Origin of the sequence: Streptococcus sp. GP0011, from assembly GCF_030546305.1 — a bacterium.
Taxonomy (GTDB): Bacteria; Bacillota; Bacilli; order Lactobacillales; family Streptococcaceae; genus Streptococcus.
Window position 1 is genome coordinate 14,773 of record NZ_JAUONR010000012.1, and the last position, 15,415, is coordinate 30,187.

Genomic DNA, 15,415 nt, shown 5'->3' on the forward strand with positions numbered 1-15,415 from the left:
TTGTCTAAGAAAAGATTGTACGAAATCGCAAAAGAACTTGGAAAAGAAAGTAAAGAAGTTGTAGCGCGTGCAAAAGAGTTGGGCTTGGATGTGAAAAGCCACTCATCGAGCGTGGAAGCTGCTGCTGCTGAACAAATCGCAGCTAGCTTTAAATCTGCACCTGCTCCTAAGGCAGAAGCAAAACCTGCAGCACCAAAAGCAAGTGTAGAAAAGAAAGCAGAAAAGTCTGTTTCGGCTAAACCAGCTGCTGCAAAGGAAGAAAGCAAACCAGCTGCACCTGTAGCTCCTAAGGAAGAAAAAGTAGTGGCCGCAAGACCACAGAGTCGAAACTTCAAGGCGGAGCGTGAGGCGCGTGCCAAAGAGCAGGCAGAACGACGCAAACAAAACAAGGGCAACAACCGTGACCAACAACAAAACGGCAACCGTCAGAAAAACGACGGCCGTAATGGTGGCAAAACTGGTCAAGGAAACCGCGACAATCGCCGATTTAACGACCAAGGGAAAAAACCACAAGGTCAAGGAAATCATGACAATGATCGCCGTCAGCAACAAGACTTCCAGCCCAAGCAAGCTGGCCCACGTGTTGACTTTAAAGCCCGTGCAGCAGCCCTAAAAGCAGAGCAAAATGCAGAGTACGCACGCTCAAGCGAGGAGCGCTTCAAACAATCGCAAGCTGCCAAAAAAGCCTTGGCTCAAGCTAATAAACGCAAGGAACCAGAGGAAATCTTTGAAGAAGCTGCTAAGCTAGCTGAACAAACGCAGCCAGTAGTAACAGTAGCTCCTGTAGCGAAAGAAGCGCCGGTGGATACACGTCGTAAAAAACAAGCTCGACCAGACAAAGAACGTGACGATTATGATCACGAAGAAGATGGTCCTAGAAAACAACAAAAGAATCGAAGTAGTCAGAATCAAGTGAGAAATCAAAGAAATAGTAACTGGAATAACAACAAGAAAAATAAAAAAGGGAACAAGCAAAACAACCGTAACCAGACTCCAAAACCTGTTACAGAGCGTAAGTTCCACGAATTGCCAACAGAATTTGAGTATACAGATGGTATGACTGTTGCGGAAATCGCAAAACGTATCAAACGTGAACCAGCTGAAATCGTTAAGAAACTCTTTATGATGGGTGTGATGGCCACACAAAACCAATCCTTAGATGGAGAAACCATCGAACTCCTCATGGTGGATTACGGTATCGAAGCCAAACAAAAGGTTGAAGTGGATAATGCCGACATCGAACGTTTCTTTGTAGAAGATGGCTATCTTAACGAAGATGAATTGGTTGAGCGTCCACCAGTTGTAACCATCATGGGACACGTTGACCATGGTAAAACAACCCTCTTGGATACCCTTCGTAACTCTCGCGTTGCGACAGGTGAGGCAGGTGGTATCACTCAGCATATCGGTGCCTATCAAATCGTGGAAAATGGCAAGAAGATCACCTTCCTTGATACACCAGGACACGCGGCCTTTACCTCTATGCGTGCGCGTGGTGCATCTGTTACCGATATTACTATCTTGGTCGTAGCGGCCGACGACGGGGTTATGCCTCAGACTATCGAAGCCATCAACCACTCAAAAGCAGCCAACGTTCCAATTATCGTGGCTATCAACAAGATTGATAAACCAGGTGCTAACCCAGAACGCGTTATCGGTGAATTGGCAGAGCATGGTGTTATGTCAACAGCTTGGGGTGGTGATTCTGAATTTGTTGAAATCTCAGCTAAATTCAACCAAAATATCGAAGAATTGTTGGAAACAGTCCTTCTTGTAGCTGAAATCCAAGAACTCAAGGCAGACCCAACAGTGCGTGCTATCGGTACGGTTATCGAAGCGCGCTTGGATAAAGGGAAAGGTGCGGTCGCAACCCTTCTTGTTCAACAAGGTACCTTGAATGTCCAAGATCCTATCGTTGTCGGAAATACCTTCGGTCGTGTCCGTGCTATGACCAATGACCTTGGTCGTCGTGTCAAGGTCGCAGGCCCATCAACACCAGTTTCTATCACAGGTTTGAACGAAGCGCCAATGGCGGGTGACCACTTTGCCGTTTACGAAGATGAAAAATCTGCGCGTGCAGCAGGTGAAGAGCGTGCAAAACGTGCCCTCATGAAACAACGCCAAGCTACCCAACGTGTCAGCCTTGAAAACCTCTTTGATACGCTTAAAGCTGGTGAGCTTAAGTCAGTTAATGTTATCATCAAGGCCGACGTACAAGGTTCTGTTGAAGCACTTTCTGCCTCACTTCAAAAGATCGATGTAGAAGGTGTCAAAGTTACCATTGTCCACTCGGCAGTCGGTGCTATCAATGAGTCTGACGTGACTCTTGCCGAAGCTTCCAATGCCTTTATCGTTGGTTTCAACGTACGCCCTACACCACAAGCGCGCCAACAAGCCGAAGCTGACGATGTAGAAATCCGTCTCCACAGCATTATTTACAAGGTTATCGAAGAGATGGAAGAAGCCATGAAAGGGATGCTTGACCCAGAATTCGAAGAAAAAGTTATCGGTGAAGCAGTTATCCGTGAAACCTTTAAGGTATCTAAAGTCGGAACTATCGGTGGATTCATGGTTATCAACGGTAAGGTTACCCGTGATTCTAAAGTCCGTGTTATCCGTGACGGTGTCGTTATCTATGATGGCGAACTCGCCAGCTTGAAACACTACAAAGACGACGTCAAAGAAGTTACAAACGGTCGTGAAGGTGGTCTCATGATTGATGGCTACAATGATATCAAGACTGATGATGTGATTGAGGCTTATATCATGGAAGAAATCAAACGATAAGATTTTTGCTCCTTTCTTAGGTGGTGAGGGACGCAAGCAAACCGATGGTTTCATTGCTTATTTTTGAGCCTAGTGTCTCAAAAATCCCCTGTGATAGGACTGATAAAACAGTTCTATCACTTTCACCACAGCGAAAGAAGCGAATGAGTTCAAATTGCACTTCGTTTCAATTTGAACTGAAAATCAATAAATTTAAAAATAGCTAGGTCTGCTGGCCTAGCTTTTGGTTCAAAGTAGAGAAAGGAATATCATGGCAAATCATTTCCGTACGGATCGTGTGGGCATGGAAATCAAGCGTGAAGTCAATGAGATTTTGCAAAAGAAGGTCCGTGATCCGCGTGTCCAAGGTGTGACCATCACAGATGTTCAGATGCTGGGTGACTTGTCTGTTGCCAAGGTTTACTACACCATTTTGAGTAACCTTGCTTCAGATAATCAAAAAGCTCAAATCGGGCTTGAAAAAGCAACTGGTACCATCAAACGTGAACTTGGTCGCAATTTGAAATTGTACAAAATCCCAGATTTGACCTTCGTCAAAGATGAGTCCATCGAATATGGAAATAAGATTGACGAGATGCTACGCAATCTGGATAAGAACTAAGAAAGAGGGGCAACCCTCTTTTTTGTTGCCAGAGTATGATCATTGCTATTTGACTACGTATCTATCTGATAAAAATCAGTTTAAAAAATTTGTAAATTTCAAATAGTATGATATGATAAAGCTTGATATAAATGAAAAACGGAGAGATATATGGCTAAACAAGATATAGCTATGCAAGTGCTGCAACAAGTGGTAAAATTACCCGTGGTCAAAGTTGATCGAGAGAAATTTTTAGTAGAAAAGTTTTCAAAGGAATTAGACCGTAAGGATATTCCAACTTTGATTGAACAAGGACCGACTTCTTTGTTGCCTCAAGAAAGCTTGGATCGAGTGGCCAAGGCCTGTATTAAGGACAATGTCCTGTTAGCCAGTGGAACTTCGGTTTTGGCAGGTCTACCTGGAGGGATTGTCATGGCGATCACTATCCCGACAGACGTAGCCCAGTTTTATGCTTTTTCATTGAAATTAGCTCAAGAACTAGGGTATATTTACGGATTTGATGATCTCTGGGCATCGCGCAATGAGTTAAGCGAGGAAGCTAAAAACACACTCCTACTGTATCTCGGTGTGATGCTGGGAGTAAATGGCGCAGGTGCCCTACTTCGATCAGGTGGTGTGACAGTAGCCAAGCAAGTCATAAAAGTAGTGAACAAGAAAGCCTTGACAAAAACTCTTTGGTATCCAATTTTAGAAAAAGTTTTGAAAATTTTTGGTGTCAATCTGACAAAAGGAGGCCTAGCTAAAGGGATGGGGAAAGTGATCCCTATCCTAGGTGGAGTCATTTCTGGGGGCTTAACCTTTGCGACCATGAAACCGATGGGAGAAAGATTGCAACAGGAATTGTCCAAGCTAGTCAACTACAATGAAGTGCAATATCAAAGAGACGTTGATACTATCCGAAAAGAGGTCGAAATCATCGAAGGAGAGTAATATGGGATTCATTAAAATTCTAGCCAAGACTTACGGGAATTACTTTTTTGTGATGCAAAGCATCAAAGTACTGAAGAACATGAAAAAAGACGATAATGCTTTAGTAGGTTTCGGGAAAGTACTGCTTGCTGACAAGTTGATGGATGTAGCCCAGTGGCTCGCAAAACCAGATGATAAGGAATAACTTGAAATGAAAGAAACTAGCAGGAACTCTTCTGCTAGTTTTTTAATCTCTCCCCATATGGTATAATATAAGCAGTAAAATCATTTTATACTCTTCGAAAATCTCTTCAAACCACGTCAGCTTCACCTTGCCGTACTTAAGTACAGCCTGCGGCTAGCTTCCTAGTTTGCTCTTTGATTTTCATTGAGTATTAGAACATACATGGAGGTCGTCATGGACAATATCATCGATGTGTCAATTCCCGTTGCAGAAGTGGTGGACAAGCATCCAGAAGTCTTAGAAATTCTAGTGGAGCTGGGTTTTAAACCACTTGCTAATCCCTTGATGCGCAATACAGTCGGTCGCAAGGTATCGCTCAAACAGGGTTCTAAGCTTGAAGGAACTCCTATGGACAAGATTGTCCGCACACTGGAAGCGAATGGTTACGAAGTGATTGGATTAGACTAATGGCAGATGAACGGATTCATATCCTACGGGATATTTTGTTAGAATTGCACAATGGCGCCTCTCCTGAGTCAGTTCAGGAGCGTTTTGATGCGACCTTTACGGGTGTTTCAGCCATCGAGATTTCCCTCATGGAACACGAGCTGATGAACTCAGACTCAGGTGTCACCTTTGAAGATGTCATGGAGCTCTGTGATGTCCATGCCAATCTTTTTAAAAATGCTGTTAAGGGTGTCGAAGTACAGGATACCGAGCATCCCGGCCACCCCGTTCGCGTTTTCAAGGATGAAAATCTGGCTCTCCGTGCAGCCTTGATTCGCATTCGGAGACTGTTAGATACCTATGAGTCTATGGAAGACGAGGAAATGCTTGCAGAGATGCGCAAGGGCTTGGTCCGTCAAATGGGACTTTTGGGGCAATTTGACATCCACTACCAGCGCAAGGAAGAGCTCTTTTTCCCCATCATGGAGCGTTATGGACACGATTCACCTCCAAAAGTTATGTGGGGAGTGGATGATCAGATCAGAGAACTCTTTCAGACAGCTCTAGCGACGGCCAAGTCACTACCAGAAGTGCCAATTAGCAAAGTAAAAGAAGCTTTTGAAGCTTTTGCGACAGAGTTTGAAAGTATGATTTTCAAGGAAGAGTCCATCCTCCTCATGATTCTTCTTGAGTCCTTTACTCAGGATGACTGGATTCAGATTGCGGAGGAGAGCGATGCCTACGGCTATGCCATTATCCGTCCGTCAGAGAAATGGGTGCCAGAGCGACAGAGTTTCGTTGCGGAAAAAAGTGCAGAGGAGCCCGTGCAGCTAGACACGGCTGAAGGTCAAGTTCAGCAAGTCATCAATACGCCTGAAGGCCAGTTTACTATTACCTTTACCCCTAAGGAAAAGGAAGCGGTGCTGGACCGTCATAGTCAACAGGCTTTTGGCAATGGCTATCTCTCCGTCGAGCAGGCCAACCTCATCCTCAATCATCTCCCTATGGAGATTACCTTTGTCAATAAAGACGATATTTTTCAGTATTACAATGACAATACGCCTTCCGATGAGATGATTTTCAAACGGACACCGTCCCAAGTTGGGCGCAATGTTGAACTCTGTCATCCGCCCAAGTACTTAGACAAGGTGAAGGCCGTTATGAAAGGTCTTCGTGAAGGGGTCAAGGACAAGTATGAAATGTGGTTCAAGTCAGAGTCGCGAGGCAAGTTTGTTCACATCACCTATGCTGCGGTACACGATGAAAACGGGGAATTCCAAGGCGTGTTGGAGTATGTTCAGGATATCCAGCCCTATCGTGAGATTGATACGGACTACTTCCGTGGATTAGAATAAGGAGAATCAATGAGTTACGAACAGGAATTTATGAAGGAATTTGAGGCCTGGGTCAATACCCAGATCATGATTAACGACATGGCGCACAAGGAAAGTCAAAAAGTCTACGAAGAAGACCAAGACGAGCGTGCCAAAGATGCCATGATTCGCTACGAAAGCCGCTTGGATGCTTATCAGTTCTTGCTTGGTAAGTTTGAAAATTTCAAAGCAGGCAAGGGATTTCATGATTTGCCAGAGGGCTTGTTTGGTGAGCGAAACTACTAATCGTTACAAATCAAAAAGTGCGTATGAACGCACTTTTTCTGTTTATACGTGATGTGTGTGTTTGGTGATCCATTGTTCCATTTTGATATGCAACCAGAATGAATAGATGCCCAAGGTGATGATGGTGAGCAAGAACCACTTGATCCAGTTCCCGAATAATTGAGAACCTGTTCCGTCAAAATAAAGGCGACGTCCATCGATGACAGTGTGCTTAACCTTCCAGTTTTGCATCATGCAAACTGCCCATGGCGTAGCGATTCCAACAGTAAAGCCCATGATAAGCATGGCTAGGATAGCATGTCCAACGTAGCTCAAAAGACCACCGTCAAAGTAACTTTCGTTATTCATATTGTTCTCCTTATCAGCTTTTTACGTGAATCAGTCTTGCACATTACTGCATATTTTATCAAGAAGTCGAATCATTGTCAAACTAGTTTGAAAGGAAAAAACGGCTAGATTTTTAAGGGGAATCTTATTTCCTTTCTTGATTTTTTCCCAAAATCTTGATAGAATATCTTTATTAAATCCTTGTCAGAGCAGGGATTTTTTATTGAAAGGATTTTATCATGTCAAAGAAACTCCAACGTAAAAAACAATTGCGAAATAGCCTTCGTCGCTCAGGTGCCTTTTCAAATACGGTGACCAAAGTTGTCGAAGAGACCAAAAAAGTCGTGAAACACGCAGAAAAATCTGCCAGTCAAGCAGGAAAAGTTGTCTCTAAAAAAGTGGAACAAGCAGTAGAAGCGACCAAGGAACAAGCTCAAAAAGTAGCCAATTCAGTAGAAGATTTCGCAGCTACTTTGGGTGGCCTCTCAGTAGATCGTGCTAAGACTTTCTATGATGAAGGCATCAAGTCGGCTGCTGACTTTAAAAATTGGACTGAAAAAGAACTCCTTGCCTTGAAAGGAATCGGCCCAGCTACCATTAAGAAATTAAAAGAGCACGGAATCAGCTTCAAGTAATCTTTCTTGCCCCTTGCATTTCCGAGAAAAACTTGCTACAATAGAGCCATTAGAGGTGTTTTGAATCTCACATTTTACAGAAAGTGGCGGTGCTGAGAAGTCCACAAATGTGTCAAAACTGGTTGCTGATGGATGAAAAATGAAATAATATTGTCTTTTTGTTTTAAAGACGAGAGTTGCGGGCATCTGCCCGAAATTGGGTGGTACCGCGGATAAGCACATTCGTCCCTGTCATGTAGATGGCAGGGGCGATTTTTTGTAGAAAGCGAGGTAGAAGGATGACAAGAGCAGAGTTGCCAGAACGAATAGAGACCGAGCGTCTGGTCTTGCGAGTCCGTTCCGTGCCTGATGTTGTGGATATCTTTGACTATGCCAGTAGGCCAGAAGTTTCCTATCCAGCAGGTTTTCCGCCCGTCAAGACCTTGGAAGATGAGATTTATTATCTGGAGCATATTCTGCCCGAGCGCAATGAAAAGGACAATCTCCCAGCTGGTTACGGCATAGTGGTTAAAGGGACCGATACTATCATCGGCTCTGTTGATTTCCCTCGTCGTCACGAGGATGATGTCTTGGAGATTGGCTATATCTTACATCCAGACTATTGGGGTCGAGGTTATGTTCCGGAAGCGGCACGTACCTTGATTGATTTAGCTTTTAAAGAATTGAACCTACACAAGATTGAACTAACTTGTTTTGGTTACAATGTCCAAAGTCAACGAGTCGCTGAAAAATTAGGCTTTACCCTCGAAGCTCGCATTCGAGACCGCAAAGATGCCCAAGGGAATCGCTGTGACAGTCTCATATATGGCTTGCTGAGGAATGAGTGGGAAGCTCAAGGCCAACGTTAAAGAAACTGTTAGTTGAACTGTTCGAGAAAATCGAACAGTTGGGATGTGTTGAAAAATTTCGAAAGCGAGGTTAGAAGATTGGAAATAAGCCAGATTATTACTCTAATTAGTGGAGCTGGTCTAGGGGCTATCTTGAGTGCAATTTTAGTTTTCGCTAATAATAGTAAAAGAAATCAACTTGATTATATTACTAAAGAACGCTCTGAATGGAGAAAAAGCATAAAGTTAATAATTGTTGATTTGCTAAATGGAGAAAATAGGGAGTCTGCAGTAAATTGTCTTAGAACACAAATCAATCCATATGGCTATTGTAGAAATATTAAATATACTAATGAGTATTACATGAAAGATGGACATATTTGGGATCTTTTAAATGATTTTGATTACTCAGAAGAAAAATCGCAAAAACTCATTCAGTATCTAAGGTTACTCTTGAAATATGATTGGGAACGTTCAAAAAATGAGGTTAGAATTAATAATAATTTCTTATGGAATTTTTTAAGATGGGGATTGATAATTCTAAACTTAATAATGTTATTTTGGGCGGGAAATGTGAATAATGAAGTAAATATGTATTTATCATTATTTTCAGTTATTCTTTTATTTTTGCAACCGTCCCTAATAAAATTGCTATCTAAACTCAATTCTGATTCGCCTAAAGAAAAAACTATTTTAATACTAACCTCCTTAGTTGGGTTTGTATCGCCTCATCTTTATTCACTTTATTTAATATTTATTCTATTGAATTTTTATAATCTATTTAAATTGAATTTTCTGGTAAATATCTTCCTGTTAATTTTTATGTTAATTATAATTTCTTCCGAACTTTTGTTAATTTATCAAATTTTTAATATAGACTATAAATATATTTCTCAAATAAAAAAGATAGAAAAAAATAGGACTGATTTAGAGTTAAAATATTACGAAATTTACAATTTAAATTATAGATTGAAACAAAAATTATGGGATATAAAATATAATATAACAAAAGAAGATGTTAATAAACTAAAAAAAGAACAGATAAAAATACGCAAGAAACTAAATAAGAAATTAAAATAGAAGCTAATTAGGAAACTAATAATTAAGGAGAACACACATGTCTAAAGAACTTTCACCTAAATACAATCCAGCCGAAGTTGAGGCTGGTCGTTACCAAAAATGGCTTGATGCGGATGTTTTCAAGCCTTCTGGCGATAAAAAGGCTAAGCCTTATTCTATCGTGATTCCACCACCAAACGTAACTGGGAAACTCCACCTCGGTCACGCTTGGGACACAACTTTGCAAGATATCATCATCCGTCAAAAACGCATGAAAGGTTTCGACACGCTTTGGCTTCCAGGTATGGACCACGCGGGGATTGCGACTCAGGCTAAGGTTGAGGAGCGTTTGCGTGGTGAGGGCATTACCCGTTATGACCTGGGCCGTGAGAAATTCCTCGACAAAGTCTGGGAATGGAAAGACGAATATGCCACTACCATCAAGGAACAATGGGGCAAGATGGGGCTCTCTGTAGACTACTCTCGTGAGCGTTTCACCCTTGATGAAGGTTTGTCAAAAGCGGTTCGTAAGGTCTTTGTGGACCTTTACAAAAAAGGCTGGATCTACCGTGGTGAGTTTATCATCAACTGGGACCCAGCAGCTCGCACAGCCCTTTCTGATATCGAGGTGATCCACAAGGACGTCGAAGGTGCCTTCTACCACATGAATTACATGCTAGAAGATGGCTCACGCGCCCTTGAAGTGGCGACTACTCGTCCTGAGACCATGTTTGGGGACGTTGCGGTTGCAGTCAATCCAGAAGACTCACGCTACAAGGACTTGATCGGTAAAAACGTCATCCTTCCAATCGCTAATAAACTCATCCCAATCGTTGGGGATGAACACGCAGATCCTGAGTTTGGTACTGGTGTCGTGAAAATCACGCCTGCCCACGATCCAAATGACTTCTTGGTTGGTCAACGTCACAACTTGCCACAAGTCAACGTCATGAACGATGACGGAACCATGAATGACTTAGCCTTCGAATTTGCAGGCATGGATCGTTTTGAAGCTCGTAAGGCAGTCGTTGCTAAGTTGGAAGAAATCGGTGCCCTCGTTAAAATCGAAAAACGTGTCCACAGTGTTGGTCACTCAGAACGTACAGGTGTTGTAGTTGAGCCACGCTTGTCTACGCAATGGTTCGTTAAGATGGACCAATTGGCTAAAAATGCCATTGCCAACCAAGACACAGAGGACAAGGTAGAATTCTACCCACCTCGTTTCAACGATACCTTCCTTCAATGGATGGAAAATGTCCATGACTGGGTAATCTCTCGTCAGCTCTGGTGGGGTCACCAAATCCCTGCTTGGTACAATGCCGAGGGTGAAATGTACGTCGGTGAAGAAGCTCCAGAAGGTGACGGATGGACTCAGGACGAAGATGTTTTGGATACTTGGTTCAGTTCTGCCCTTTGGCCATTCTCAACCATGGGCTGGCCTGATGTCGACTCAGAAGACTTCAAACGTTACTTCCCAACTTCAACCTTGGTAACAGGTTACGACATCATCTTCTTCTGGGTGTCTCGTATGATTTTCCAATCATTGGAATTCACTGGTCGTCAGCCATTCCAAAACGTCCTGATCCACGGTCTTATCCGTGACGAGCAAGGACGTAAGATGTCTAAATCTCTCGGTAACGGGATTGACCCAATGGATGTCATCGAGAAATACGGTGCCGATGCCCTTCGTTGGTTCCTTTCAAACGGTTCTGCACCAGGCCAAGACGTGCGCTTCTCTTATGAGAAAATGGATGCTTCATGGAACTTCATTAACAAGATTTGGAACATCTCTCGCTACATCCTCATGAACAATGAAGGATTGACTCTTGAGCAAGCAACTGCTAATGTGGAAAAAGTTGTTAACAAGGAAGCTGGAAATGTCACTGACCGTTGGATTCTCCACAACCTCAATGAAACGATTGGAAAAGTCACTGAAAACTTTGATAAGTTTGAGTTTGGTGTCGCTGGGCACATCCTCTACAACTTCATCTGGGACGAGTTTGCGGACTGGTACGTTGAGTTGACCAAGGAAGTCCTTTATAGCGATAACGAAGAAGAGAAAGTCATCACACGTTCTGTTCTCCTTTATACTTTGGACAGGATCCTTCGTCTCCTTCACCCAATCATGCCATTTGTGACAGAGGAAATCTTTGGACAAATCTCAGAAGGCTCTATCGTTACAGCAGCATACCCAACTGTCAACCCAGCCTTTGAAGACCTCGTTGCCCACACTGGTGTCGAAAGCCTCAAAGACTTGATCCGTGCCGTTCGTAATGCGCGTGCGGAAGTAAACGTTGCACCAAGCAAGCCAATCACCATCCTTGTGAAGACAAGCGATAGCGACTTGGAAGCCTTCTTTAACAGCAATGTCAACTACATCAAACGCTTCACAAATCCAGAACACTTGGAAATCGCATCAACCATCCCTGCACCTGAACTGGCTATGTCAAGTGTCATCACAGGAGCAGAAATCTACTTGCCACTGGCAGACCTCCTCAACGTCGAAGAAGAATTGGCTCGTCTCGACAAGGAATTGGCTAAGTGGCAAAAAGAACTGGATATGGTCGCTAAGAAGCTCTCTAACGAACGCTTCGTAGCCAATGCCAAACCAGAAGTCGTCCAAAAAGAACGCGACAAACAAGCCGACTACCAAGCAAAATACGACGCAACCGTAGCACGTATTGATGAGATGAAGAAGCTGGTTAAATAATAACTATGAATACTGTAAATAATAGAAATATATCATTGCTTTTTAGTAAGTTTAAAAAAGTAAAGACCCCTATTATTAAAAACAAATCAGGGAAAAAATTTTTCAGTTTTAACAAAAGATATGAAGAATTTGGTGATAATCTTATAGCTGATATAATTGATTTTTCTGGAACTATTATCAATAGGAATATTAAATTGCAAATTGAATTTAATATTGGTGAAATTAGAATTACAGATAAATTGACTTATATTATCTTTGAATGTATAATTTATCATCTACTTATTTTAGGTTACCCTGTTCAGATTAAAATAATTCCAGAATCAAGTATTGATACAAAAGGAATAGAAAACTCTCCACTGAAATATCTAAATCTTTATCATAAACAATATGAAGCTAACTTTAAAAAGGCAAAAGAACGTTTTTTTAAGCAATTTGATTTATGTCAGAGCGGAAGATATAGGAGATGGGTTTCTGCTTACGATAGCATGGCTGTATCACGATTGGGAAGTGATTTAATAAGTCTATTGCGAAACCAAGGTATTGAGTATAGTCAAGATCTAATATTGAGCTTATCTAGTACAGTAAGTGAAATGGTGGGTAATGCTCAAGAACATGGAGAGAGTGACTGTCTTATTGATATAGATATTACTCATAATTTTTCTCATAATAAAAGAGAAGGGAAATTTGGTGGTTTTAATGTCTCAATTCTCAATTTCTCAAATACTTATTTCGGTGATAAAGTTAAAGAGAAGGTTGTAAATAATAAAATTGAAAAAACACCTTATATTGAAGTTTCAAAGGCATATGAAATACATAAGAGTTTCTTTTGCAAGTCGTATTATAGTGAGATGTTTTGGATTATAGCTTCACTACAAGACAAAGTCTCAGGTAGAAAAAATGCTTTCAGCAATGGAGGTAAAGGTTGCACGGATCTGATAAAATCAGTGCAGAAGTATAGTCATTTAGATTATTGCTATCTAATGAGTGGAAGAGAAACTATTCACTTTAAAAAAGAGTTTTTGATGATAGACTCTGATGGTTTTATTGGTTTCAATAAAGACGGGTTCTTAAACTCTCCTCCGGATGATTCAATTGTAGGAAAGAGTAGTGTTGAATTTCCAGGAGTAGCTTATAATTTAAATTTTATTTTGGAGGAATCGAATGAAGAGAATTGAACTTGAATTTGAAGATAAAACTTTGATAGGTTTGTATGGTAGATCATTTGGTATTAATGTTTTCGATAAACAAGTTAAAAATGAAGCAAAGGATGAAAGTAAAGTAATATTAGTATTCCCAAGATATATTGAGACCGTAGGTTCTTCTTTTGCTCAAGGATTATTATCAGAAGATCTTGAGAGATTTGGTTATGAATACGTAAGAAATAAATATCAAATTGTTTCAGAAACAAAAGGTTTTGAAAAACAATTTTGGAGAGGATTTGTGAATGAATAATTCAATAAGCCTGACAGATATTTTAGCTACTATAGCAATAATTATTTCGATTATATCTTTGGTCACCTCTGTTTATATTGAGAACAAAAAATTAAAACGAGAGTCAGATGCTAAATTTTTTCAAGATATTTATTATAGTTATATGAAAAAAATAATTCCTAAAGCCGAGTCAAGCATTGATTTTGATCGAGAAAATAATAAGATAACTGGAATAAATGGAATGGTGGATTTATTGCTAGATTTGAGAGAGCAATCTATGCCTTATAAATACATTGATAAAACTTTTTATGATAAATTTATTAACTTTTTAGTAAACACTGAAGATTTTTATATAGCAGAGTTAAATACAGTTAGGGACAAACAAAAATTTGAAATTTTTCAGAATAAATCACTAAAAAAAATGGAAGCACTATATCGCATTTTGAATAATAAATTTCAAAATAAAAAGATCTAGAATATAAATCAAAAACATAAAGATGATTTACATTCGGTACCAAGAGAGCAGTACTATTATCGTAGAAAATTCTAAAAGATTTTCTACGAAAATTTATATTGATAAAAAACAGAAAGCAGGTTACTACATGACAAATTCTGTAAGTTCGAACCGACCTGAGAAGTACAACATTGCAGCTTTCTTCTCAGGTGTTGGGGGAATTGAGTTGGGATTTGAACAAACCAACGAGTTCAGAGTGGTGTATGCCAATGAATTTGATAAGTATGCGCGTCAGACTTATCGTTTAAATTATCCAAATACGCATTTGGATAGTCGTGATATTCATGCGGTGCAGCCGGAAGAAATTCCGGCTGAGCGCGTGGATGTGATTATGGGAGGGTTCCCTTGTCAGGCCTTTAGTATTGCGGGTTACCGCAAGGGCTTTGATGATGATCGTGGCGATCTTTTCTTCGAATTGCTTCGCATGATCGAGGGGCGTAAACCCCGTGCCATTTTCATCGAAAACGTCAAGAACATGGTCGGCCATGACCATGGCAATACCTTCAAGGTTATTCGTGAAGCCTTGACGGAGAACAACTACTTCATCAAGTGGAAGGTTCTCAATGGGAAAGACTATGGAAATATCCCACAAAACCGTGAACGGATCTACATCGTTGGTTTTGATACCAAAGAAGCCTATGACTTGTTTGAATTCCCAGAGGAAATCAAGCTGACAACGAGTCTTCAGGATGTTATTAACTTTGGTGATAAGCTAGACGAGGTCTACTACTACCGTGAAGGTAAGCAAAATTTCTATGATCAGTTGAAATTCGAAGTGACCAGTCAAGATACGGTTTACCAGTGGCGCCGTCAGTATGTCCGTGAAAACAAAAACGGTGTTGTTCCTACCTTGACAGCCAATATGGGAACAGGTGGACACAACGTTCCATTGATTTTGACAGACAGTGGTGAGATTCGGAAGCTGACACCGAAAGAAACCTTTAACGTTCAAGGTTACCCTAAATCCTTTAAAATCCCAGAAGGTGTTTCTAACGGTCAGCTCTACAAACAAGCTGGAAACAGCGTGGTTGTGCCCGTGATTAAACGCATCGCGGAGAATGTTGCCAAGGCCTTAAATGAAAGCCAAGGGCAATCTCAACTTGACCGTTCAGGAAAATTCGCCATTATCTACACTAAGATGAACGGTCAATTTGAAGGACAATCCTATGTCAAGGAATTTGTGGATAGCTATGACCAAGCTCTTGAAAAAATCAAGGCTTATGACGATGGTTTAGCCGTTTTGTCAGATGAAGAGTATTTGAGACTTGTTAAAAAACAAGGCAAACTCGAATTTTACAGTATTAATTAACGAATATATAAGAGGATTAGTGAAAAACTAATCTTCTTTTGATATACTGAAAATAG

At 41.0% G+C, this 15,415-nt stretch carries 16 protein-coding genes; 15 read left to right on the top strand and 1 reads right to left on the bottom strand.

The window, feature by feature from the left end; genetic code table 11:
• The 7 genes from infB to Q4443_RS10030 all read left to right on the top strand — a co-directional run bounded on the left by infB (nt 1) and on the right by Q4443_RS10030 (nt 6,547).
• Nucleotides 1-2,787 (top strand): translation initiation factor IF-2, encoded by a 2,787-nt coding sequence (infB, locus tag Q4443_RS10000; protein WP_303408342.1) that lies wholly within the window; start codon nt 1-3, stop codon nt 2,785-2,787.
• A 250-nt stretch (nt 2,788-3,037) separates the two neighbouring features.
• Complete coding sequence (rbfA, locus tag Q4443_RS10005) at nt 3,038-3,388, top strand: 30S ribosome-binding factor RbfA (RefSeq protein WP_001273601.1); 351 nt, start codon at nt 3,038-3,040, stop codon at nt 3,386-3,388.
• 150 nt (nt 3,389-3,538) lie between these two features.
• Nucleotides 3,539-4,318, top strand: coding sequence for a hypothetical protein (locus Q4443_RS10010; protein WP_125414580.1), 780 nt, complete (start codon nt 3,539-3,541; stop codon nt 4,316-4,318).
• Nucleotide 4,319: 1 nt separating this feature from the next.
• Complete coding sequence (locus Q4443_RS10015; RefSeq protein WP_044020283.1) at nt 4,320-4,502, top strand: hypothetical protein; 183 nt, start codon at nt 4,320-4,322, stop codon at nt 4,500-4,502.
• Nucleotides 4,503-4,715: 213 nt separating this feature from the next.
• Nucleotides 4,716-4,949 carry a DUF1858 domain-containing protein gene (locus Q4443_RS10020; protein ID WP_000368739.1) on the top strand — a complete coding sequence of 78 codons (234 nt, stop codon included), beginning with the start codon at nt 4,716-4,718 and terminating at the stop codon, nt 4,947-4,949.
• Complete coding sequence (locus Q4443_RS10025; protein WP_303408343.1) at nt 4,949-6,283, top strand: DUF438 domain-containing protein; 1,335 nt, start codon at nt 4,949-4,951, stop codon at nt 6,281-6,283. The genes Q4443_RS10020 and Q4443_RS10025 overlap by 1 nt, the downstream gene beginning before the upstream one ends.
• A gap of 9 nt (nt 6,284-6,292) precedes the next feature.
• Nucleotides 6,293-6,547: a DUF1912 family protein gene (locus Q4443_RS10030; protein WP_000119707.1), complete on the top strand. Its 255-nt coding sequence runs from the start codon at nt 6,293-6,295 to the stop codon at nt 6,545-6,547.
• 42 nt (nt 6,548-6,589) lie between these two features.
• Here Q4443_RS10030 and Q4443_RS10035 read toward each other — a convergent pair whose 3' ends face one another.
• Complete coding sequence (locus Q4443_RS10035) at nt 6,590-6,895, bottom strand: DUF898 family protein (RefSeq protein WP_001058555.1); 306 nt, start codon at nt 6,893-6,895, stop codon at nt 6,590-6,592.
• 218 nt (nt 6,896-7,113) lie between these two features.
• Between Q4443_RS10035 and Q4443_RS10040 the strand changes: the two genes are divergently transcribed.
• From Q4443_RS10040 to Q4443_RS10075, 8 genes are all read left to right on the top strand, one after another.
• Nucleotides 7,114-7,509, top strand: coding sequence for a helix-hairpin-helix domain-containing protein (locus Q4443_RS10040; protein ID WP_049519818.1), 396 nt, complete (start codon nt 7,114-7,116; stop codon nt 7,507-7,509).
• 278 nt (nt 7,510-7,787) lie between these two features.
• The gene (locus tag Q4443_RS10045) at nt 7,788-8,357 is read left to right on the top strand and encodes a GNAT family N-acetyltransferase (protein WP_049519817.1); all 570 of its coding nucleotides are present in this window, start codon (nt 7,788-7,790) and stop codon (nt 8,355-8,357) included.
• A 12-nt stretch (nt 8,358-8,369) separates the two neighbouring features.
• Nucleotides 8,370-9,416 (top strand): hypothetical protein, encoded by a 1,047-nt coding sequence (locus Q4443_RS10050; RefSeq protein WP_080978847.1) that lies wholly within the window; start codon nt 8,370-8,372, stop codon nt 9,414-9,416.
• A gap of 37 nt (nt 9,417-9,453) precedes the next feature.
• Complete coding sequence (locus tag Q4443_RS10055; protein ID WP_303408344.1) at nt 9,454-12,105, top strand: valine--tRNA ligase; 2,652 nt, start codon at nt 9,454-9,456, stop codon at nt 12,103-12,105.
• A gap of 5 nt (nt 12,106-12,110) precedes the next feature.
• Complete coding sequence (locus Q4443_RS10060) at nt 12,111-13,280, top strand: hypothetical protein (RefSeq protein WP_061563653.1); 1,170 nt, start codon at nt 12,111-12,113, stop codon at nt 13,278-13,280.
• Nucleotides 13,267-13,557 (top strand): hypothetical protein, encoded by a 291-nt coding sequence (locus tag Q4443_RS10065; protein WP_061563654.1) that lies wholly within the window; start codon nt 13,267-13,269, stop codon nt 13,555-13,557. The genes Q4443_RS10060 and Q4443_RS10065 overlap by 14 nt, the downstream gene beginning before the upstream one ends.
• Entirely contained in the window at nt 13,550-14,011 is a 462-nt protein-coding gene (locus tag Q4443_RS10070) for a hypothetical protein (protein ID WP_061563655.1), read from the top strand. The genes Q4443_RS10065 and Q4443_RS10070 overlap by 8 nt, the downstream gene beginning before the upstream one ends.
• A 127-nt stretch (nt 14,012-14,138) precedes the next feature.
• Complete coding sequence (locus tag Q4443_RS10075; protein WP_303408345.1) at nt 14,139-15,359, top strand: DNA cytosine methyltransferase; 1,221 nt, start codon at nt 14,139-14,141, stop codon at nt 15,357-15,359.
• The last annotated feature ends 56 nt before the right edge of the window (nt 15,360-15,415 follow it).

Excerpts from the sequence above, each read along its gene's own strand:
- rbfA (WP_001273601.1), top strand. The coding sequence starts at position 3,038 with ATGGCAAATCATTTCCGTACGGATCGTGTGGGCATGGAAATCAAGCGT.
- Q4443_RS10010 (WP_125414580.1), top strand. The coding sequence starts at position 3,539 with ATGGCTAAACAAGATATAGCTATGCAAGTGCTGCAACAAGTGGTAAAA.
- Q4443_RS10015 (WP_044020283.1), top strand. The coding sequence starts at position 4,320 with ATGGGATTCATTAAAATTCTAGCCAAGACTTACGGGAATTACTTTTTT.
- Q4443_RS10020 (WP_000368739.1), top strand. The coding sequence starts at position 4,716 with ATGGACAATATCATCGATGTGTCAATTCCCGTTGCAGAAGTGGTGGAC.
- Q4443_RS10025 (WP_303408343.1), top strand. The coding sequence starts at position 4,949 with ATGGCAGATGAACGGATTCATATCCTACGGGATATTTTGTTAGAATTG.
- Q4443_RS10030 (WP_000119707.1), top strand. The coding sequence starts at position 6,293 with ATGAGTTACGAACAGGAATTTATGAAGGAATTTGAGGCCTGGGTCAAT.
- Q4443_RS10035 (WP_001058555.1), bottom strand. The coding sequence starts at position 6,895 with ATGAATAACGAAAGTTACTTTGACGGTGGTCTTTTGAGCTACGTTGGA.
- Q4443_RS10040 (WP_049519818.1), top strand. The coding sequence starts at position 7,114 with ATGTCAAAGAAACTCCAACGTAAAAAACAATTGCGAAATAGCCTTCGT.
- Q4443_RS10045 (WP_049519817.1), top strand. The coding sequence starts at position 7,788 with ATGACAAGAGCAGAGTTGCCAGAACGAATAGAGACCGAGCGTCTGGTC.
- Q4443_RS10055 (WP_303408344.1), top strand. The coding sequence starts at position 9,454 with ATGTCTAAAGAACTTTCACCTAAATACAATCCAGCCGAAGTTGAGGCT.
- Q4443_RS10060 (WP_061563653.1), top strand. The coding sequence starts at position 12,111 with ATGAATACTGTAAATAATAGAAATATATCATTGCTTTTTAGTAAGTTT.
- Q4443_RS10065 (WP_061563654.1), top strand. The coding sequence starts at position 13,267 with ATGAAGAGAATTGAACTTGAATTTGAAGATAAAACTTTGATAGGTTTG.
- Q4443_RS10070 (WP_061563655.1), top strand. The coding sequence starts at position 13,550 with ATGAATAATTCAATAAGCCTGACAGATATTTTAGCTACTATAGCAATA.
- Q4443_RS10075 (WP_303408345.1), top strand. The coding sequence starts at position 14,139 with ATGACAAATTCTGTAAGTTCGAACCGACCTGAGAAGTACAACATTGCA.